Below are 18827 nucleotides of genomic sequence, written 5' to 3' on the forward strand. Positions count from 1 at the left end.
TCACGCCAGCCGGGCGGCGGCCTCCGCCACGCCCGGGCCGGTGAGCCCCGGCAGCGCGGCCGGGCGGTTGGTGGCCAGCAGCAACAGGTCCCCGACCGGACCGCGGACCTCCCGAGAGCCCTCCCCCGCCGACCAGTCCGCGTCCGTGGCGACCAGCCGGAGGCCGCGGAAGCGCCGGTCGGGCCGGCGGTAGAAGGCGCTGGACCACACGTGCCGCAGCGCGGGCAGCGCCCGCCGGGCCGGCACCTCGCGGGGCCGGCACAGCGGCCGGGCGACGTCCTGGCCGTGCACCAGGATGTCGACCAGCGGGTCCAGCGGACCGCTCAGCCGCAGCCGGGAGTCCACCCCGGCGGTCGCGCGCAGCTGCCCGACGAGCTCGGCGGGCCGGTAACGGGCGGCGCGCTCGCGCGCCCACTCCGCCTCCGCCCGGTCGAAGTCGCCCCGGGTCCGGGCCACGCGCACCAGCGTCGGCCAGATCCGCTGCTGCGGCGACAGGGTGAGGTGCGCGACGACGTCGTGCACCGTCCACCCCGCGCACAGCGACGGCGTGGCCCACTCCTCGGCGGAGAGGGTGTCGAGCAGGTCGGCGAGGGACAGCCGCTCGTCCCGGACGTCGTCGAGGTGGGCGACGCGGGGACGACGGCGGGCGACGGCGGAGGCTCCGGGGCGGGTCACACCGGGCAGACGGCCGGGCGGCGCCGAACTCATCGCCGGGGGCCGGGCCGCCGCGGTCGAGCGGCTGGTGCACCAGGTCGGCCCGCCACGGGGGCGGGACCGGCGGGTTGCGACCTCGCAGCCGGTCCGGACAGCCCGGCCCTTCCTGTCCCGTCCGGGCGCCGGCTAATCCTGGCGGGCGGGCCGCTGGAACAGCACGTAGAGGTAGGCCAGCGCCGGCAGCAGGACCAGCGCCCCTCCGAGCAGCGCGACGAGCACCGCCACGAGCGTCGCCCGGCCGCGCGCGGCCTCCTCGATCGTCAGCTCCGGCAGCAGCACGTACGGGTACTGGGCGACCGCCCAGCCGACGAGGATCGCCGTGACGGCCAGGGCCGAGGCGGCCCGCGCGGGCACGTAGCGCCGCGTCGCCAGCAGCCCGAGCGCGGCCAGCCCGGCCAGCACCGACACGACGACGACGGGGAGCGCCCGGCCGGTGAGGCCCTCGAACAGCACGGGCGCGTCCGCCCGGAGCACGAACATCCCGGCGATGCCGGTCAGGCCGGTCAGCGCCGCCGTCCCCAGCGCGCGCAGCCGGAACGCGGCGGCCAGGTCGTCGGCCCCCTCGCGACGGGCGTCCGCGCAGAGGAACACCGCGGCCAGGTAGGCACAGACCAGCACCGCGAGGACGCCGCCCAGCACCGAGGTCGGGTTCACCCAGCTGGTCACCACGTCCCCGGCCGCGATGCCGGCCGGCACCCGCCCCGAGGCCACCCCACCGACCACGGCGCCCAGGAAGTACGGGGTCACCAGGGAGGAGAACGCGAACCCGGCGCCCAGGGCCCGGCGCAGGCCGAGCGTGGTGACGCTCTTGCGGAAGGCGAACGCCGACCCGCGGGCGATCATCCCGAACGCGGCCAGGGTCAGCGGGATGTAGAGGGTGCTCACCACGGCGGCGAACGCCCCGGAGAACGCCGTCCACAGGACGACGAGCACGAAGACCAGCCAGACGTGGTTGGCCTCCCAGATCGGCGCGATGGACCGCTCGATGAGGTCCCGCTGAGGGGCGCCGCGCCGGGTGCCCCCGGCCAGCAGGTCCCAGATGCCGGCGCCGAAGTCCGCTCCGCCGAAGAGGCCGTAGGCGACCAGGCCGACGAACATGGTGCTGAGCACCGCCTCCGCGATCGTCATCGCAGGGCCACCTCACCGCTGTGCGGATCCGGTGGCCGGGCGTCGGCCTCCTGCGGCGCGGGGGTGTCGGCGCGGTGCGCCAGCCGCCGGAGCACGACGGCGGTCAGCACGGTGAGCACCAGGTAGACCGCCACCACGGCGTAGAACCCCGCGAACAGGCCGGGCGCCGGGCTGACCGCGTCGGCGGTGCGCAGCACGCCGTACACGATCCAGGGCTGGCGGCCCACCTCGGTGACGATCCAGCCGGCCTCCATGGCCACGACGGCGGCCGCTCCGGACACCGCGACCGCCCGCAGGAACCACGGGGTCTCCGGCAGGCGCCGGCGCCGCCACCAGCTCCAGCCGGACCAGGCCGCCACGAGCAGCAGCGGGAAGCCGAGGGACACCATGACGTCGAAGGCCAGGTGCACCACGTTCACCGGCGGCCGCTCGTCCGCCGGGAACTCCTCCAGCCCGAGGACGACGCCGTCGGGGTCGTGGTGCACCAGCAGCGACAGCCCGTTCGGGATCTCCAGTGCCCAGCGCAGCTCGCCGTCGACGTAGAGACCGCCGACCGAGAGCGGGGCGCCGGCCCTCGTCTCGAACTGGGCCTCCATCGCCGCCAGCTTGGCCGGCTGGTTGTCGGCGACGACGTTGGCGATCCAGTCCCCGACCCCGATCTGGACCGGCGTGAGGACCGCGGCGACGGCGAGCGGGATCAGCAGACCCATGCGGTGCCGGCGCTCGCGGCGGCCGCGCAGCATCCCGACGGCGTAGACCGAGGCGACGGTGAAGCCGGTGACCATGTAGGCGGCCAGCAGCATGTGCGTGACCTGCGGCCAGGTCGACGGCCCGAACATCGCCGCCCACGGCCGGCCGTCGACCACCTGCCCCTCCTCGTCCAGCCGGAACCCGGTGGGGTTGTTCATCCACGCGTTCGCGGCCACGACGAAGAAGGCGCCGGCCATGCCGGAGACGATCATCGGCACCGCGCTCAGCACGTGCGCCCGCGGCGAGAGCCGGTCCCAGCCGAACAGGTAGACGCCCACGAAGATCGCCTCGATGAAGAAGGCGAAACCCTCCAGCACGAACGGGAAGCCGTAGACCTCGCCGAAGCGGTCCATGAGGACCGGCCAGAGGATGCCCATCTCGAACGACAGCAGCGTCCCCGACACCGCGCCGGCGGCGAACAGCACGCCCATCGCCCGGGCCCAGGTGCGCGCCAGGCCGAGGAGGTCCGCGTCGCCCCGCCGGTGCCCACGCCACTCGGTGACCACGGTGAGCAGCGGGAAGGCGATGCCGAAGCAGGCGAAGACGATGTGCCAGCCGAGCGACACCGCCATCTGCATCCGCGCCGGGTACAGGTTCTCCGCCGCGTCGGCCAGCACCAGCGAGGGGTCCATCCCGATCTCCGCTCCCGAGCCGCTCCCCGCAGCATGAGGGGGCCGCCGTCCCCCGGCAATCGCCCCGGGGGTGTCCGGCGTCGCCCGGTGTCACCGGGCGGGGCAGCCGCGACCCTGGCTACCGTGGGCGGATACCGGACGGTCGAGGCTCGGAGAGGGGCGGCAGTGGACACCGCGGCGCGCACGGGGGACGGCCCGGCCGACGCCTACACGCACGCCGCCCTCCTCTACGACTCGCTGGACGAGCTGGTCACGGCCGCCGCGCCGTTCGTCCAGGACGGCCTGGCCGCCGGTGAGCCGGTCGTCCTCGCCACCGGGACCCGTACCGCCGACGCCCTCCTCGAGGCGGTGGACGCGGCCCCCGGCGTGCACCTGGTCCCGCGGGCCGACACCTACGACCGGCGCACCGCGACGGCGATCACCGCGTTCCGCCGGCTCGCCGACCGCTTCGTGGCCGAGGGGGCGGCCCGGATCCGCGTCGTGGGCGAGATCGACTTCGGGCGCACCGAGCGGGACCGGTTGGAGTGGCAGCGCTACGAGGCGGTCCTCAACGAGGCGTTGTCCCCCTGGCCGATCTCGGGGACCTGCGTCTTCGACACCCAGCAGCTGCCCGACCCGGTGCTGGCCGCCGCCCTGGCCACCCACCCGGTGCTCGCGACCGCCACGGGCTACGCACCCAACCCGGACTTCGTCGAGCCCGCGCGGTACCTGCGGGAGCTCCCCGTGCTGCCGGAGCCGCTGGAGGAGACGCCCCCGCGGCTGGACGTGCGCGACGTCGCCGACTTCATCGCGCTGCGGCACGCCGTCGCCGCCGAGCTGGCCACGGTGCGCGGCCACCGCGACCTGGTCGACGACTTCCTCCTGGCGACCGACGAGATGCTCTCCAACGCGGCGCGGCACGGCGGCCCGCCGGTGGACCTGAGCCTGTGGGCGTCGGAGGGCACCGTGGTCTGCCGCATCCGCGACCGCGGGCCCGGCTTCGACGACCCCTTCGCCGGCTACGGCCCCGCACACGGCGAGGACCTCTCCCGCGGGGGCATGGGCCTCTGGCTGGCCCGCCAGCTGTGCGACCACGTCGACATCACCCAGGACGCCTGCGGCGTCACGGTGCGGCTGGCCACGCACCTGCGCTGAGCAGCCCCTCAGCCCCGCCCGAGCCGGGCGAGCGTGCGCACCGCCCGGTCCGCCCCGGCGGGTGCCTCGACCGCCGGCCGGCATACGCCCTCCGAGTAGAGGGCCTCGCCGAAGGCGTCGGCCCCGCGCTCCACCCGGTCGAGCTCGGCCTCGGAGAGGCCGGTGTCCCCGCCGGTCGCCCGCGCCACGTCCCAGCGGTGCACCACCATGTCCCACACGTAGAACTGCTCGAGCGCCGCACCCACCGTCGTCGGGCCGAAGAACCCGTCGAACCCGCGCCCGGCGACGGCCTCGTCGGACACCGCCGCGAGCACCCGCCGGGCGTGCTCCCGCCAGGCGGCGGAGGGGTCTCCGTCGACGTCCGGCTCCTCCCCCAGGTCGACGCCGTGCCGGGCGAGGAACTCGCGCTGGGTGGTGACCAGGTGGCGGACGACGTCGCGCGCCGTCCAGCCGGCGCACGGCGAGTCCTCCCCCCACGCGTCCTGCGGTACGGCGTCGAGGACGGCGCTCAGCGGTCGGTTCACGGACTCGTACAGGGCGGCGGTGGTGGTCATGCCCGCACCGTAGGCAGCCGGGTCAGGATGGGTCTTGATGAAAGCCGACAGCGACCGGATCGAGCGGGCCCACCTCAGGGACCCGGACGACGCCTCGCACGTCATCCACCGGTACGACCCCGACCCCGGCTTCGAGGGGCTGGTGCAGCGGTTCTGGATCCCGGTGTGGTCGGTGCCGCCCGGCCGGGAGGCTCCGCAGAAGGTGCTGCAGTACCCGGTGGCCCTGCTCGTCGTGGCCTCCGGCTACGCCCGCTTCTACGGGGTCGCCTCCGGGCTGTCCACGACCGTCCTGACCGGGGACGGGTGGGCGGTCGGCGTCCTGTGCGCCCCGGCGGCCGGCTCCCTGGTCGCGCGCGGTTCCATGGCCGCCTACACCGACCGGCACGCGGAGCTGGCCGACGTGCTGGGGTCCGACGGCGACCGCCTGGTCGAGCGGGTGCGCCCGGCGATGGCCGGCGACCCGCACTCCCCCGGCGCCCACCGGGCCGCGGTGTCCGCCTTCGCCGACGCCCTGCGCCCACTGCTGCCCGTCGACGCCGAGGGCGAGCTGGTCAACCGGGTGGTGGCGTTCGTGGAGTCCGACCGGGACGTCGTCCGGGTGGCCCAGGTGTGCGCGGAGTTCGGGCTCTCGGGTCGGGCGCTGCAGCGGCTGGTGCACCGGCGGCTCGGCCTGACCCCGAAGTGGCTGATCCAGCGGCGCCGGCTGCAGGAGGCGGCCGGGCGGCTGCGGGACGGCGACACGACGGTGGGCGAGGTCGCCGCGCTGCTCGGGTACGCCGACCAGCCGCACCTCACCCGCGACTTCGTGCGGGTGACCGGGATGCGCCCCGGGGAGTTCGCCGCCCGGTACGGCCGCTGACGCGAGGCCGTACCGGGCGGCCGGGTCAGCCGCGTCCCAGGACGCGGCGCAGCGCCCCGCCCAGCCAGTCCCGGGCCTCGGCGGCCGAGGCCGGTGCGCCGAGGTGCCGGGCCGCGACGTAGAGGTCCGGGCGCACCAGGAGGACGCCGGCGTCCTCGATCTCGCGGAGGTCGGCCCAGGTGCCGTACGGGTCCTCGACCGGCCGGCCGGGGCCGATGGAGACCGGGGTGAAGGTCAGCCCGAGCTCGGCGCCCAGCTCCGCGGCGGCCTCCAGCCAGGCCTCGCCACCGATCCCGGTGACCACGCCGAACCGGCCGCGCCCCACCAGGTCGAGGGTCGACGTCCGTCGGCCGCCGACGGTGACCCAGGTGTGCGGGATCTTGGCGCCGGGCCAGGTGGTGGCCTGGGCGTACAGCACCGGGTCCCGGCGGTACTCGGGCATCGGCGTCCCGTCGGGGACGACCGCCGACGAGGCGTACCGCTGGTTGTGCTCGACCCCGTGGGCGTCGAACTCGTAGGCCTTGTAGGCGATCGCCTCGCGCAACGCCGTCCGGATCTTCTCCCCCGCCGGACCGGGCGACTTCCACAGGGCCAGCTGTTCCTCGAGGTGGTCGGCCTGGGTGTGCTCCAGGTCGAGGGCGGTGAGGATCTTCCCGGTGTCGGCGATGCTCTGGTTGGCCCGCTCGACGATCTGCCGCGCGATCGGCGCGCGCTCGGCGTCGTAGCTGTCGAGCAGCGACGGGTCCGCCGTCCCGGCGACGACGTGCGCGAGCTTCCACGCCAGGTTGTAGGAGTCCTGGATGGAGGTGTTGGAGCCCAGCCCGTTGGTCGGCGGGTGCCGGTGGACCGCGTCGCCGGCGCAGAAGACCCGGCCACGGGCGATCGTCGTCGCGAAGTGGTGGTTCACCGTCCACGGCGACCGGGACGTCACGTGCATCTCGAAGTCGTCGGTACCGACGAGCGCGACCGCGAGCTCCCGCACCATCTCGTCGCTGAGGTCGGGCGGCCCCGCGGCGACCTCGTAGCCCCACATGAGCATCCACTCGTGCCAGGGCTTGATCATGCGCAGCACGCCCAGACCGACGCCCTCCCGCTCGGCCCCCGGCTGCAGCATCCAGTAGAGGACCGACGGCCGGTGCGCGACCAGGTGGGAGAGGTCGGCCTCGAACACGATGCTCAGCGCGCCGGCGACGGCCCCGGGGCCCTCGAAGGGCAGGTCCAGGTCGGCCGCGACCTTGCTGCGCGCACCGTCGGCCCCGACGAGGTACCGCGAACGGACGGTGTACTCGGCGCCGCTCAGCCGGTCCCGGAGCGTCGTCGTCACGCCGTCGGCGTCCTGCACGGAGGAGACGTACTCGGTGTCGAAGCGGATCCGCGCGCCGCGCTCCTGCGCGGCCTGGACGAGGATCGGCTCGGTGATCGTCTGCGGGGCGTCGACCATCGCGCACGGGCTGGCGAGCTCGTAGTCGGCGTGCCGGACGGTGTCGGTGCCCCACGACGGGATCCGGCCCAGCTCCTCGCCGGCCAGGCTGGTGCAGAAGGTCGTGTTGCCCATGTACTGCCAGGGCGTCGCCTCACGCATCAGCCGGTCCTCGATGCCCGCGTCGCGCAGCGTCTCCATCGTGCGCTGGTTGGTGATGTGCGCCCGCGGGGTGTCGGAGAGCCGGCCGTACTTGGTGACCAGCAGGGTGTCGGTGCCGTACGTGGCCAGGAACAGCGCCGCGGAGGCGCCGGCCGGCCCGGAGCCGACCACGAGGACGTCGACCGCGACGGCCGGCCCTTCCGCGGGGCGGGGTGTCGTCGCGGCAGCAGTCATGGAGGCCTCGTCTCGGGGTGGCGGGAACGCGGACAACTGTCCGCTGTGGCCCCGATCCCAACTGCCGGACGGCCGGTGTGTCAACCGTCACACGGCGTTGCCTCCTCCGCCGGCCTTCCCGGGGGCTGGAAGCGGCCTCGCCGGGGCCACCGCCGGCCCGGGAGGCTGGTCGCCCCCCCCGCCCGACCGCACGAGGAGCGCGCGTGACCACCGAGGAGAACAAGGCCGTCGTCCGGCGGTTCGTCGAGGAGTTCAAGAACAGCGGGGACGAGGCGGTCGCCGCGCAGCTGCGGTCGCCGGACTTCGTCAACCACTCCGCGCCGCCCGGGGCGCCGCGCGGACCGGAGGGTGGGCCGGCGCTGTTCCGGGCGCGGCGCACCGCCTTCCCCGACCTGGCGGTGACCGTCGACGACATGCTCGCCGACGGCGACAAGGTGGTCACCCGGCAGACCTTCTCCGGCACCCACCGCGGCGAGTACCTGGGCGTCCCCGCGACCGGACGCCGGGTCAGCTGGCCGGTCATCGACATCGTCACCGTCGTCGAGGGCCGGATCACCGAGCACTGGGCGGTCGCCGACCTGCACGGCCTGCACGCCCAGCTGACCGCGGACCCGTCGTGACCGACGTCGTCGCCCCGGGCCGGGTCGCCGTCGTGACCGGCGCCGCCAGCGGCATCGGGCTGGCGCTGAGCGAGCGGTTCGCCGCCGAGGGCATGCGCGTGGTCATGGCCGACGTCGAGGAGCCCGCGCTCGCCGCGGCGGCCGACGCGCTCCGGCAGCACGGGGCCGACGTCCTGCCCGTGGTCACCGACGTCGCCGACGAGGCGTCGGTCGAGGCGCTGCGGGACGCCGCGCTCACCACCTACGGCGCGGTGCACGTGCTGTGCAACAACGCCGGCGTCGGCGGGCCGCACGGGCCGGTGTGGACGGCGTCGCGCGGCGACCTCGAGTGGGTGATGGGCGTCAACGTGTGGGGCGTCCTGCACGGCATCCGCGCGTTCGTTCCGGTGCTGCTCGAGCAGGACGCCGGGCACGTCGTGAACACCGCGTCGATCTTCGGGCTGTTCGCGGGCACCCTGGGCATCTACGGCCCGTCCAAGCACACCGTCGTCGCGCTGTCGGAGGCCCTGCACTTCCAGCTGCGGGAGGCCGGGGCCCCGGTCGGAGTGACGGTGCTGTGCCCGAGCGCCGTGCGCACCAACATCGCCACCTCCGATCGCAACCGGCCGGCCACCGCGGGCCCGTCGGCCGGGTCCGGCCCGGCCGAGCAGGCGTCGGTCGAGCACATGGCCGGGCTGGTGGACGCCGGCCGGCCGCCCGCAGAGGTGGCCGGGCTGGTCGTCGACGCCATCCGGTCGCAGCGGTTCTACGTGCTCACCGACACCCGGCGCGAGCCGGCCATCCTGGCCCGGGCCCGCGCCATCGTCGACGGCTCCGCTCCCCTGCCGCCGCTGGGCTGACCGGCCGCGACTCCGCCGGGTGTCCGCGAACCGCACACTCCGACCCGGTGTGACGTGGGACATACTCGCCGGGGTCGCAGCCGGCGCCGCTGTTCCAGCAGCTCGCGGCGCTCCCGCTCGCCCACCGCGCAGCCCCCGACCCGCAGCCGGCCCGGCTGCGCCCTGGTCCACCGTCGAACCAGAAGGAGCCCGCCCCGTGAACAAGATGCGCTTCGGCATCTTCATGCCGCCGTTCAACAGCCCGCCCACCCAGAACCCGACGACCTCGCTGCAGCGCGACGTCGAGACGATCCAGTTGCTGGACCGGCTGGGGTACGACGAGGCGTGGATCGGCGAGCACCACTCGGCCGCCACGGAGATCATCGCCGACCCGCTGACCTTCATCGCCCACGTCGGAGCGCTCACGCACACCATCCGGCTCGGAACCGGCGTGGTCTCCATCCCGTACCACAACCCCCTCTGGGTGGCCGACCGCGCGATCCTCGTCGACCACCTGCTGCGCGGCCGCCTCATGCTCGGCGTCGGTCCGGGCTCGCTCCCCACGGACGCCGCGATGATCGGCCTGGAGCCGGCCCAGCTGCGCCCGGCGCTGCACGAGGACCTCGACGTGCTGCTGCGCCTGCTGCTGTCCGACGAGCCGGTGTCGGTGACGACCGACCGCTACACGCTCGTCGACGCCCGCTGCCAGCTCGCCCCGTACCAGGACCCGTGCTTCGAGGTCGCCGTCGCCGCCACCGCCTCCCCCACCGGGCCCACCCTGGCCGGCAAGTACGGGCTGGGCATGCTCTCGGTCGGCGCGACCACCAAGGAGGGCTTCGACGTCCTCGCCCACCACTGGAACGTGCTCGAGGCCGAGGCGGCCGCCGCCGGCCGGCCCACCGACCGGTCCCGCTGGCGGCTGATGGGCCCCATGCACCTCGCCGAGACGCGGGATCAGGCGGTCGAGGACATCCGCTACGGCTTCGACGCGTTCGTCGAGTACACCCAGAAGACACTGGCGCTCCCGCCCGTCCGCATCCCGGGCGACACCTTCGACGAGCGGCTGGCCTGGCTCGACGACAGCGGCTGGGGCGTCGTGGGCACGCCCGACGACGCGATCCAGCAGATCCAGCGGCTGGTCGACCAGTCCGACGGCGGGTTCGGCTGCTACATCCTGCTCCAGCACGACTGGGCGAACTGGCAGGCCACCCAGCGCAGCTTCGAGCTCTTCGCCCGCCACGTCATGCCGGCGTTCCAGCCGTCCCAGAAGCGGCTGCTCGCCGCCGAGGCGTGGGCGCGCAGCAAGCACAGCGAGTTGGACGCCAAGAACGGCGCCGCGATCCAGGCGGCGTCCGACCGGTACGCGCAGGAGAAGGCCGGCCAGCAGCCGGCCGGCGCCGGCCAGTCCTGACCGGCGCGGGGGTGCCGCCGCGGCGGCTCGGGGACGGAGGTGCTCGTGGAGGTGTGACCGGCGCGCGCACCGCCGTCGTCCCCGTAGGGCACTCTGGAGGCGGTGCGCCGCCGGTCCGGACCGGCGGCGACGGCCGGCGGGACGGACCCGCCGACGCCGAGGAGTGCAGGAGCAACACGATGCCGCAGGGCACGGTCAAGTGGTTCGACGCGGAGAAGGGGTTCGGGTTCATCGAGCCCGACGACGGAGGGTCTGACGTCTTCGTCCACTTCTCCGCGATCCCCGACCAGGGCGGCTTCCGCAGCCTGGACGAGGGGCAGCGGGTGGAGTACGAGGCCAGCCAGGGTCAGCGCGGCCTGCAGGCCGACACGGTGCGACCGACCGGCGGAGGCGGCGGCGGCCGGCCGCGGCGCGAGGAGTCCGGCTACGGCCGCGGTCGGGAGGACGCCGGCTACGGCCGGGGTCGGGAGGAGTCCCGCGGAGGCCGCAACGGCGGCCGGTCGGGGTCCGGCGGCGGTCAGCGCGCCACCGGCACCGTCTCCTGGTTCAACGCCGAGAAGGGCTTCGGCTTCATCGCGCCGGACGACGGCGGCGACGACGTCTTCGTGCACTTCTCCGCGATCGCCGACCAGGGCGGCTACCGCAGCCTGGAGGAGGGCCAGCCGGTCGAGTACGAGGCCAGCCAGGGTCAGCGCGGCCTGCAGGCGGACTTCGTGCAGCCGCTGGAGCGCGGCCGGGGCGGGGCGCCCCAGGGCCGCGAGTCGCGGCCGCGCGGCGACCGGCCCGAGCGCGGCGACCGGGGCGGCGACCGCTCCGCGCCGCGCCGCTCCGGTGGCGGCGACCGCGCCACCGGGACGGTGAAGTGGTTCAGCGCCGACAAGGGCTTCGGGTTCATCGAGCCCGACGACGGCGGCCCCGACGTCTTCGTGCACTTCTCCGCGATCCCCGACCGGGGCGGCTTCCGCACGCTCGACGAGGGGCAGCGGGTGGAGTACGAGGCCAGCCAGGGTCAGCGCGGCCTGCAGGCCGACGCCGTCGACCCGATCTGACCGGCAGGGCGGGTGGAGGCCGGCGTCACAGCTCGCGGACGTCGGCCTCCACGGCCTCGAAGGCCTTGCGGGCGGCGATCAGCACCGGGTCCCACACCGGGGAGAACGGCGGGGCGTAGGAGAGGTCGAGGGAGAGGATCTCGTCGACGCCCATCTCGTTCCAGATGCAGATCGCCAGGGCGTCGATCCGCTTCGCGGACTGGTGCCGGCCGACGATCTGGGCGCCGAGCAGCCGTCCGTTGCGGCGCTCGGCGATCATCTTGATCCGGATGGGCTCGGCGCCGGGGAAGTAGCCGGCCTTCGTCGTCGAGTCGACCGCCGCGGTGACGAAGGAGTACCCGGCGGCCTCGGCCTCGGCGGTCGAGAGGCCGGTGCGGGCGGCCTCCACCTCGCAGATCTTGGTGATGGCCGTGCCGATGACGCCGGGGAAGGTCGCGTAGCCGCCGCCGATGTTGATGCCGACCACCCGCCCCTGCTTGTTGGCGTGCGTGCCCAGCGCGACGACCACCCGCTGGCCCGAGAGCCGGTGCCGCGACTCGACGCAGTCCCCGGCGGCCCACACGCCCTCGGCGTGGGTGTGCATCCGCGCGTCGACGGCGACCCCGCCGGAGATCCCCAGCGGGATGCCCGCCTCCTGGGCGAGGCGGACGTCGGGACGCACGCCGAGGCCGAGGACGACGAGGTCCGCGGGCAGCTCCCGGCCGGCGGCGGTCACCACGGCGCGGGCCCGCCCGTCCGGCCCGACGTCGATGGCGGCCACCGGGTCCGACAGCACCAGTTCGATGCCCTCCCGGCGCACCGCGTCGGCGATGTACTGCCCGATGTCGGGGTCGAACGTGCCCACCGGGGTCGCCGAGCGGTCGACGACGGTGACCGTCAGCCCACGCACCCGGCAGGCCTCCGCGATCTCCAGCCCGATGTAGCCGCCGCCGACCACCACCACCCGCTGCACCCGCCCGCTGTCGAGCTCGGCCCGCAGCGCCTCGCCGTCGTCCAGCACCTGGACGCCGTGGACCCCGGCGGCGTCGATCCCGGGCACCGGCGGGCGCATCGGCACGCTGCCGGTCGCGTAGACCAGCTCGTCGAACGGCTCGATGCCGGTGCTGCCGCCCTCGAGGTCGTGCCAGTGCACGACCCGGCGGTCGAGGTCGATGCCGACGACCTCGGTGCGCATCCGGACGTCGATGCCCGCGGCGCGGTGCTGCTCCGGCGTCCGGGCGATCAGCGCCGCCTCGTTGTCGACCGCGTCGCTGATCCAGTACGGGATGCCGCACGCCGAGTACGAGGTCGCCCGGCCCCGCTCGAACATGACGACGTCGAGGTCCGGCTGCCGCTTGCGCGCCTGCGACGCCGCGCTCGCGCCCGCGGCGTCCCCGCCCACCACGACCACCCGTGTGCCCACGCCGGGGACGCTAGGGGACCCGGCGACCCGCCGCCTGGCGCGCCGGCGCCTCCGGAGCCCCGCCCGTGGTCCCGGCCGGGTGCACCGGGAGCCGGAAGGCCAGCACCGCCAGCAGGACGGCGGCCACCGAGACGAGGCTGAGGGTCACCGTCTGCAGCACCTCGTCGCTGGTCGTCTCCAGCACGTGCACGTGCCGCTGGTGGTACAGGTGGTGGGGCAGGTTCGCCACGACGGCGGCGAGGCCGGTCGCCCGGGCCAGCCACACCCCGCGGGTCAGCAGGGCGACGAGGGCCACCACCCCGAGGGCCAGGTTGCCGTGCCCGACGTCGAGCAGCAGGTGCTCGTTGTAGGGGCCGTCCACGTCGACCCAGTGCCGGCCGAAGCCGGGGAAGTCGTGGAAGAACGACGCGGGCGCGAGCGCCTGCCAGGCCCCGACGGCCAGCCCGAAGAACGCGAACCAGATCAGCAGCCCGTCGACCGTGCGCCGCATGGTGTCCTCCTCGAGGGGATGGGGGGCGGGGCGTGCTCGGGCAGGACGCCGATCCCGATCAACCGGGCGGGCAGGCCCTGCAGCACGGGGAAGCGGGCCAGCAGCCGCAGCACGCCGGGCGTGCCGACCGGCCGGTCGCCGGCCAGGACCCGGCTGAGGAAGCGGGTCTGGATCTGCCGCTGCACGGCCTGGGTGACGACGGTGGGCAGCAGCCGGCGGAGGCGGACGCGGGCGAGGTCGCGGGAGCGCACCGCACCGCGCGCGAGCGGGCCGGCGAGCAGGCGCGCGGCCGCGGCAGCGTCCTGGACGGCGAGGTTGACGCCCACCCCGCCGATCGGCGACATGGCGTGCGCGGCGTCCCCGATCAGCAGCAGCCCCGGCCGGTGCCAGCGGCGCAGCCGGTCCACCCGGACGGTGAGCACCCGGACGTCGTCCCAGCTGCGCAGCGCCCCGATCGCCGCGGGCATGGCCGGCAGCAGTGCGGCAAGGTCGGCCCGGAAGGCGTCCAGACCCGCCGCCCGCAGGTCCGCGGAGCCGCCCTTGGGCACGAGGTACGCCGACTGCCAGTAGTCGCCGCGGTCGAGCAGGACGAGCAGGCGGCCGCGGGTGACCCGGCCGGCCCCGCCGAAGGCCGGCCCGCCGTCGCCGGCCGACTTCGGCAGCCGGAACCACAGCACGTCCATGGGCGCGCCGAACTCGCGCAGCCGCAGTCCCGCCGCCGCGCGCACGCGGGAGTGCCGGCCGTCGGCGGCGACGGTCAGCGTCGCCCGCACCTGCGACTCCCCGCCGTCCGGGGGCCGGTACCGCACGCCACGCACCGCACCGTCCTCGCTGAGCAGGCCGACCACCTCGGCGTCCATGCGGAGCCGGAAGGTCGGCTGCTCACGGGCCCGGTCGGCGAGGAAGTCCAGCAGGTCCCACTGCGGCACGAGGGCCAGGAACGGGAAGCGGCCGGGCAGCCGGCCGAAGTCGGCGAGGACGAAGGTGCCGTCGTCGGTGGTGACCCCGAGCCGGGTCACCGCCTGGTGCGGCAGCCGCAGGAACGCCTCGGCCAGCCCGAGCTCGTCGAGCAGGCGCAGCGTCGAGGCGTGCACCGTGTCCCCGCGGAAGTCGCGGAGGAAGTCCCCGTGCTTCTCCAGCACCAGGACGTCGATCCCCTGACGGGCCAGGAGCAGGCCGAGCACCATCCCGGCCGGCCCGCCGCCGGCGATGCAGCAGGTCACCGTCTCGTCCGCCATCCCGGACCCCCTGTCGTCGGTGCCTCCTGGCAGGGTCGACCCACCGCCGTCGTCCGGGCAAGGCTCGGCGGGCGGGCGGCCGGATCGCGGGAGGGCGTGTGGACGACGCGGCGGGGCGGAGCAGGGGCTGGCGGGACGGCGTGCGGGACGGCGCTCCCTTCGGCGGGGCGGTGTTCGTGCTCGCCGTGTCGTTCGGCGTGGTCGCCACCGACGCCGGGATGCCGGCGGTGGCCGCGGTCGTGATGTCGGCCGTCGTGTACTCCGCGTCCGGCCAGCTCGCCGCGCTCGGCATCGTCACCGCGGGCGGCGGGATCGGCGCCGCCGTCGGCGCCTCGGCGCTGGTCAGCTCCCGGTTCGTGCCCATGGGGTTCGCGCTGGGCCCGTCGCTGCGCGGCAGCCGGCTGCGGCGGGCCGTCGAGGGGCAGGCCACCGTCGACGCGTCGTGGGCGATGGCCGCCCGGGGCGACGGCCGCTTCGACCGGGAGTACCTCTTCGGGCACTCCGGGATCCAGTACGTGCTCTGGGTGCTGGGCACGGTGGTCGGCGTGTTCGCGCCGGCCCTCGACACCCGGGCTCTCGGCCTGGACGCGGTCTTCCCGGCGTTCTTCCTGGCCATCCTCGCCGCAGAGCTGCGCGACCGGCTGAGGCTGGGCGTCGCGCTGGCCGGGGCCGCCGTGGCGCTGGCCCTGGTGCCGGTGGCCCCGCCGGGCCTGCCGGTGCTGGTGGCGGCCGCGGCGGCGCTCGTCGGCCTGCGGGCGCCCCGGTGAGCGCGGGGACCTGGTGGCTCCTGGTGGGCCTGTGCACGGTCGCCACCGCGCTCACCCGCGGGGTGGGTCCGGCCGCGACCGGCGACCGGGAGCTCCCACCGGCGGCGGTGCGGGTCGTCGTGCTGCTCTCCCCGGCGCTGCTGGCCGCGCTGGTCGTCACCGCGGCGCTGGCCGACGGCCCCGAGCTGCACGTCGGTGCCGACACCGCCGGCGTCGCGGCCGCCGGCCTGCTGCTGTGGCGCCGGGCGCACGTGCTGGTGGCCGTCCTCGCCGCGGCGGTCGTGACCGCCGGGCTGCGGGCCCTCGGTGTCGACTGAGAGCGGGCCTCAGCGGCCGGGGGGCAGGACCAGCCGGGTGCCCTCGGCGCGGGTGAAGCTCGCGGCGTCGTCCGGGTCGCCCTCGCCGGTCCAGCGGGCCACGCCGGGATAGGCGTAGACCGGCCGGGTCTGCAGGACGGCCCCGTCCTCTCCCGTCCGGACGGCGGGGATCTCCTCCGGTGCCGCCCCCTCCTCCACCCACGCGACGAGCGCCTCGAACTGCCCGGTCGGCTGCGGACCCACCCCGCCGCCGCAGTGCCCGACCCCGGGGGCGAGGAACAGCCGCAGGAACGCGTCGGTGCGCTCGGCGCCCAGCCGGGCCCGCACCCGCTCGTAGTAGTCGACGGTGCCCTGGAACGGGATGCCGAAGTCGGCCGCCCCGTGCCACAGCAGGGCCTTCCCGCCGCGGTCGGCGAAGGCCGACAGGTCGGGGTCGTCGGCGGCCAGGACGGCGGAGTACATCTCCACCGACCGGTCGAAGTACGCCTCGAACGCCTCGTGGGTCAGCGTCCGCCAGTCCCAGTCCGGGTCCTGCTCGAGGAACAGGCCGATCCACCACACGTCGAAGGCGAACGGCTGCCCGACGAGCTCGCCGTCGACCACCGCGGTGTCGTGCAGGCCGGCGAACGGCGCCCCGGGTGCCAGGCCGTACCAGAGGAAGCTGCCGTCGCGCCGGCGCGGGCCCTCCCCGATCAGGCGGATGACCTCCACGTCGGCCTCGGTCAGCTCGCCGTCCGGCGTCGGCAGCCCGACCAGCGCCCCCGGGTCGGGCCGCACTGCCAGCGGGTCGCCGATCACGCGGTCGCGGACGCCGTCGCCCACGGTGTCGGAGGCGTCGACGATCGCGGCCAGCGCCGCCTCGAACTTGGCCGCCGAGACGGGGTTGCCGCGCTCCAGCATCACCAGCTGGCCCCAGATCTGGCCGACCTGCATCCTCGGCCAGTTGATCGCCGGCGCTCCGGACAGGACGCCGTCGTAGTCCTCCGGGTAGCGCTGGGCCGCCATCAGGCCCTGCCGGCCGCCGGTCGAGCAGCCGTGGAAGTAGGAGCGGACCGGCGGCTCGCCGTAGTACGCGGTCACCACGGCCTTGGCCGCGACGGTCATGTCGTGGATGCCGACGTGCCCGAAGTCCCGGATCGCCTGCCAGTCCAGCCGGCCGCGGGCGTCGAGCGCGAAGGTCGCGGCGCCCCCGGGGTGCCCGGCGTCGGTCGCGGCGCAGGCGTAGCCGGCGCGCAGTGGCTCCAGGAGGAACTCCGGCGAGCCGCCCAGGAAGCCCCCGCCGCCGCGGCCCTGGAACCGGCCGTTCCACCCGTCGGCCGGCAGGTACACCCAGACGGTGACCCGGTCGCCGGCCGGTGGGTGGGTGACGGTCAGCTGCACCCGGCAGGAGGCCGGGGTGGTGTCATCACCCGGGTCGTCGACGACCGAGTCGACGGTCGTGTTCGGCAGCGAGAGGGCGGACAGGCGGCTCGAGGCCCCGGGCACCGGCATGCCGGCCAGTCTGTCCGCCGGCAGGGACGCCGGGCACGCGGGCTTCCGCCGGCGGGAACCGGTGGTCTGTCGGCGGACCGGTGGTCTGTCGGCGGGAACCGCCGTTCAGCCGGTGATCAGCCGGCGGGGACGCGCGGGACCGGGCGGACGTCGCGGGCGCCGCCGAGCTCGTGCCCGGCCTCGCAGACCAGGGCCAGGTGGACCGGCTCGCCGCAGTCGCGGTGCCTGAGCTCCAGCGGCACGTCGCCGTCGTCGGCCAGGTAGCGGTCCCCCCACTGCATGAGGGCCACCAGGGTCGGATAGAGGTCGATCCCCTTCTGCGTCAGGCGGTACTCGTGCCGCTGCCGCTCCCCGGCCGCCTGGTAGGGCACCCGCCGCAGGATGCCCTGGTCGACGAGCGTGTTCAGCCGGTCGGTCAGCACCGCCTTGGGTGCGCCGAGCACCCGCTGGAAGTCGGCGAACCGGCGGACGCCCAGGAACGCCTCCCGCAGGACCAGCAGGCTCCACTTCTCCCCGACGACGGCCAGCGTGCCGGCGACCGAGCACCGCGACCGGTCCCACAGGGCTTCGCTCACGCGGTCAGCATAACCCGCTGAGTTCACTTGACGAACTCACTCGGCCGGAGGAGAGTTCGTTTGACGAACCCAGGAGGTCGGGATGGACATCGGAGTCGCCACCAGGCCCGTCCGGGCCGACGACGGGCCACTCTTCTGCCGGCTGTGGACCCGGCTCTCCCGGGACACCGTCTACCGCCGGTTCCACGCGCCCCTGCACGCGCCGCCGGCCGGTGCGCTTCCCCACCTGGTCGACGTCGACCACGACGCCCGCGAGGCGCTGGTCGCCGTCGTCGGCGGCGAGGTGGTCGGCGTGGCGCGCTACGACCGTCCGCCCGGCGACCCGTCCACCGCCGAGGTAGCCGTCCTCGTGGAGGACGGCTGGCAGGGCTTCGGCGTGGGCCGTCAGCTGCTCCGGGAGCTCGTCGAGCTGGCCGGACGGCGCGGCGTGCGCACTCTCACCGCGTCGGTCCAAGCCGACAACGACCGCGTCGTCGGTCTCGTCCGGCGGCTGCTCCCCGACTCCTCCCTCACGCCCGAGGACGGCGTCTACGCCGTCGTGAGCCCGCTCCCCCGGGTGCCGGCACCGGCCGGCGCCTGACCTCCGGAAGGAACCCGCCATGTCCCGTCTGCGCACCCGCCTCGCCGAGCGCCGCCGGATCCGCGCCCGGCTGCGCGAGGAACGCGCCTTCGCCCAGGTGCTCGCCGCCGCCCCGACGCTGGAGTCCGCGCACGAGCTGCGGTCGCAGGCCACGCGCCGCTGAGCGGCCCTCCGCCCTCGAAGGGGTCTGGTGACCTGATCGAGGCCGCCGGTGAAGACGCCAGTTGATCGAAAAGGGGACGGCGCGGCGCGGTAGTGATCGGCCAGTCGACATGTGGACCTGTCGTCAGGTCCCACGCATTCCTCAGAACGGTGGCGGATCGTCTGCCGGCACTGGTGAGTGCGGCGGATGGTCGGCCGGCGCCTCAGGCTCGGGTGCCGGTGTGTGCAATCCGGGTGGTCGGGTCGTCCGGGTCACTCCCGACGGTGTGGTGACGTGCAGGGTGCCGTCGGCGTCCATGACGAACCGCCAGCCGCGGGCG

The 18827-nt window shown here is 75.3% G+C and carries 20 protein-coding genes; 10 read left to right on the plus strand and 10 right to left on the minus strand.

Going from position 1 to position 18827, the window contains the following annotated elements; translation table 11 throughout:
* From MY526_RS18095 to MY526_RS18105, 3 genes are all read right to left on the minus strand, one after another.
* Complete coding sequence (locus tag MY526_RS18095; RefSeq protein ID WP_436694123.1) at positions 1–675, minus strand: maleylpyruvate isomerase family mycothiol-dependent enzyme; 675 nt, start codon at positions 673–675, stop codon at positions 1–3.
* A 165-nt stretch (positions 676–840) separates the two neighbouring features.
* The gene (locus MY526_RS18100; RefSeq protein ID WP_436694122.1) at positions 841–1842 is read right to left on the minus strand and encodes a cytochrome d ubiquinol oxidase subunit II; all 1002 of its coding nucleotides are present in this window, start codon (positions 1840–1842) and stop codon (positions 841–843) included.
* Positions 1839–3224, minus strand: a complete 1386-nt coding sequence (locus tag MY526_RS18105; protein WP_436704746.1) for a cytochrome ubiquinol oxidase subunit I — start codon at positions 3222–3224, stop codon at positions 1839–1841. Before MY526_RS18105 ends, MY526_RS18100 begins: the two co-directional genes overlap by 4 nt.
* Before the next feature lie 165 nt (positions 3225–3389).
* Here MY526_RS18105 and MY526_RS18110 point away from each other — a divergent pair, with 165 nt between their 5' ends.
* Positions 3390–4358 (plus strand): anti-sigma factor RsbA family regulatory protein, encoded by a 969-nt coding sequence (locus MY526_RS18110; protein ID WP_436704747.1) that lies wholly within the window; start codon positions 3390–3392, stop codon positions 4356–4358.
* Positions 4359–4366: 8 nt separating this feature from the next.
* Here MY526_RS18110 and MY526_RS18115 read toward each other — a convergent pair whose 3' ends face one another.
* A complete protein-coding gene (locus MY526_RS18115; RefSeq protein WP_436704748.1) occupies positions 4367–4912 on the minus strand; it encodes a TIGR03086 family metal-binding protein in 546 nt (181 codons plus the stop codon).
* 37 nt (positions 4913–4949) lie between these two features.
* Between MY526_RS18115 and MY526_RS18120 the strand changes: the two genes are divergently transcribed.
* A complete protein-coding gene (locus MY526_RS18120; RefSeq protein WP_436704749.1) occupies positions 4950–5771 on the plus strand; it encodes a helix-turn-helix domain-containing protein in 822 nt (273 codons plus the stop codon).
* A gap of 25 nt (positions 5772–5796) precedes the next feature.
* Here the strand turns inward: MY526_RS18120 and MY526_RS18125 are convergent, their stop codons facing one another.
* Positions 5797–7587, minus strand: a complete 1791-nt coding sequence (locus MY526_RS18125; protein WP_436694117.1) for an FAD-dependent oxidoreductase — start codon at positions 7585–7587, stop codon at positions 5797–5799.
* Between the two features lie 203 nt (positions 7588–7790).
* Here MY526_RS18125 and MY526_RS18130 point away from each other — a divergent pair, with 203 nt between their 5' ends.
* The 4 genes from MY526_RS18130 to MY526_RS18145 all read left to right on the plus strand — a co-directional run bounded on the left by MY526_RS18130 (position 7791) and on the right by MY526_RS18145 (position 11485).
* Positions 7791–8207 carry an ester cyclase gene (locus MY526_RS18130; RefSeq protein ID WP_436694116.1) on the plus strand — a complete coding sequence of 139 codons (417 nt, stop codon included), beginning with the start codon at positions 7791–7793 and terminating at the stop codon, positions 8205–8207.
* Positions 8204–9046, plus strand: a complete 843-nt coding sequence (locus tag MY526_RS18135; RefSeq protein ID WP_436704750.1) for an SDR family NAD(P)-dependent oxidoreductase — start codon at positions 8204–8206, stop codon at positions 9044–9046. The genes MY526_RS18130 and MY526_RS18135 overlap by 4 nt, the downstream gene beginning before the upstream one ends.
* A gap of 205 nt (positions 9047–9251) precedes the next feature.
* Positions 9252–10436 (plus strand): LLM class flavin-dependent oxidoreductase, encoded by a 1185-nt coding sequence (locus MY526_RS18140; RefSeq protein WP_436694167.1) that lies wholly within the window; start codon positions 9252–9254, stop codon positions 10434–10436.
* A 179-nt stretch (positions 10437–10615) separates the two neighbouring features.
* Positions 10616–11485 (plus strand): cold-shock protein, encoded by an 870-nt coding sequence (locus MY526_RS18145; protein ID WP_436704751.1) that lies wholly within the window; start codon positions 10616–10618, stop codon positions 11483–11485.
* A 25-nt stretch (positions 11486–11510) separates the two neighbouring features.
* Here MY526_RS18145 and MY526_RS18150 read toward each other — a convergent pair whose 3' ends face one another.
* Genes MY526_RS18150 through MY526_RS18160 form a run of 3 tightly spaced genes read right to left on the minus strand, consistent with a single transcriptional unit; the run spans position 11511 to position 14615 of the window.
* Positions 11511–12887: an FAD-dependent oxidoreductase gene (locus MY526_RS18150; protein WP_436694113.1), complete on the minus strand. Its 1377-nt coding sequence runs from the start codon at positions 12885–12887 to the stop codon at positions 11511–11513.
* 10 nt (positions 12888–12897) lie between these two features.
* Positions 12898–13377, minus strand: coding sequence for a hypothetical protein (locus tag MY526_RS18155; RefSeq protein WP_436694112.1), 480 nt, complete (start codon positions 13375–13377; stop codon positions 12898–12900).
* A complete protein-coding gene (locus MY526_RS18160; RefSeq protein ID WP_436694111.1) occupies positions 13350–14615 on the minus strand; it encodes an FAD-dependent oxidoreductase in 1266 nt (421 codons plus the stop codon). Before MY526_RS18160 ends, MY526_RS18155 begins: the two co-directional genes overlap by 28 nt.
* A gap of 98 nt (positions 14616–14713) precedes the next feature.
* On the opposite strand from MY526_RS18160, the gene MY526_RS18165 reads away from it, so the two are divergent.
* Together MY526_RS18165 and MY526_RS18170 are read left to right on the plus strand one after the other, a co-directional pair.
* Positions 14714–15382, plus strand: a complete 669-nt coding sequence (locus MY526_RS18165) for an AzlC family ABC transporter permease (protein WP_436694110.1) — start codon at positions 14714–14716, stop codon at positions 15380–15382.
* Positions 15379–15699, plus strand: coding sequence for an AzlD domain-containing protein (locus tag MY526_RS18170; protein ID WP_436694109.1), 321 nt, complete (start codon positions 15379–15381; stop codon positions 15697–15699). Before MY526_RS18165 ends, MY526_RS18170 begins: the two co-directional genes overlap by 4 nt.
* Before the next feature lie 9 nt (positions 15700–15708).
* Here MY526_RS18170 and MY526_RS18175 read toward each other — a convergent pair whose 3' ends face one another.
* Both MY526_RS18175 and MY526_RS18180 read right to left on the minus strand, forming a co-directional pair.
* Positions 15709–17190, minus strand: a complete 1482-nt coding sequence (locus MY526_RS18175; RefSeq protein WP_436694108.1) for a tannase/feruloyl esterase family alpha/beta hydrolase — start codon at positions 17188–17190, stop codon at positions 15709–15711.
* A 116-nt stretch (positions 17191–17306) separates the two neighbouring features.
* Complete coding sequence (locus MY526_RS18180; RefSeq protein ID WP_436694107.1) at positions 17307–17765, minus strand: winged helix-turn-helix transcriptional regulator; 459 nt, start codon at positions 17763–17765, stop codon at positions 17307–17309.
* Between the two features lie 82 nt (positions 17766–17847).
* Here MY526_RS18180 and MY526_RS18185 point away from each other — a divergent pair, with 82 nt between their 5' ends.
* Together MY526_RS18185 and MY526_RS18190 are read left to right on the plus strand one after the other, a co-directional pair.
* Entirely contained in the window at positions 17848–18345 is a 498-nt protein-coding gene (locus MY526_RS18185) for an N-acetyltransferase family protein (RefSeq protein WP_436704752.1), read from the plus strand.
* Positions 18346–18364: 19 nt separating this feature from the next.
* Positions 18365–18508 (plus strand): hypothetical protein, encoded by a 144-nt coding sequence (locus MY526_RS18190; RefSeq protein WP_436694105.1) that lies wholly within the window; start codon positions 18365–18367, stop codon positions 18506–18508.
* Positions 18509–18827: the final 319 nt, after the last annotated feature.

Source organism: Geodermatophilus sp. CPCC 205761 (assembly GCF_051383655.1).
Lineage (GTDB): Bacteria > Actinomycetota > Actinomycetes > Mycobacteriales > Geodermatophilaceae > Geodermatophilus.

Bases quoted from the DNA above. Each gene is read 5' to 3' on its own strand.
- MY526_RS18100 (WP_436694122.1), bottom strand. From the start codon at position 1,842: ATGACGATCGCGGAGGCGGTGCTCAGCACCATGTTCGTCGGCCTGGTC.
- MY526_RS18105 (WP_436704746.1), bottom strand. From the start codon at position 3,224: ATGGACCCCTCGCTGGTGCTGGCCGACGCGGCGGAGAACCTGTACCCG.
- MY526_RS18115 (WP_436704748.1), bottom strand. From the start codon at position 4,912: ATGACCACCACCGCCGCCCTGTACGAGTCCGTGAACCGACCGCTGAGC.
- MY526_RS18120 (WP_436704749.1), top strand. From the start codon at position 4,950: ATGAAAGCCGACAGCGACCGGATCGAGCGGGCCCACCTCAGGGACCCG.
- MY526_RS18125 (WP_436694117.1), bottom strand. From the start codon at position 7,587: ATGACTGCTGCCGCGACGACACCCCGCCCCGCGGAAGGGCCGGCCGTC.
- MY526_RS18140 (WP_436694167.1), top strand. From the start codon at position 9,252: ATGCGCTTCGGCATCTTCATGCCGCCGTTCAACAGCCCGCCCACCCAG.
- MY526_RS18145 (WP_436704751.1), top strand. From the start codon at position 10,616: ATGCCGCAGGGCACGGTCAAGTGGTTCGACGCGGAGAAGGGGTTCGGG.
- MY526_RS18155 (WP_436694112.1), bottom strand. From the start codon at position 13,377: ATGCGGCGCACGGTCGACGGGCTGCTGATCTGGTTCGCGTTCTTCGGG.
- MY526_RS18160 (WP_436694111.1), bottom strand. From the start codon at position 14,615: ATGGCGGACGAGACGGTGACCTGCTGCATCGCCGGCGGCGGGCCGGCC.
- MY526_RS18175 (WP_436694108.1), bottom strand. From the start codon at position 17,190: ATGCCGGTGCCCGGGGCCTCGAGCCGCCTGTCCGCCCTCTCGCTGCCG.
- MY526_RS18185 (WP_436704752.1), top strand. From the start codon at position 17,848: ATGGACATCGGAGTCGCCACCAGGCCCGTCCGGGCCGACGACGGGCCA.
- MY526_RS18190 (WP_436694105.1), top strand. From the start codon at position 18,365: ATGTCCCGTCTGCGCACCCGCCTCGCCGAGCGCCGCCGGATCCGCGCC.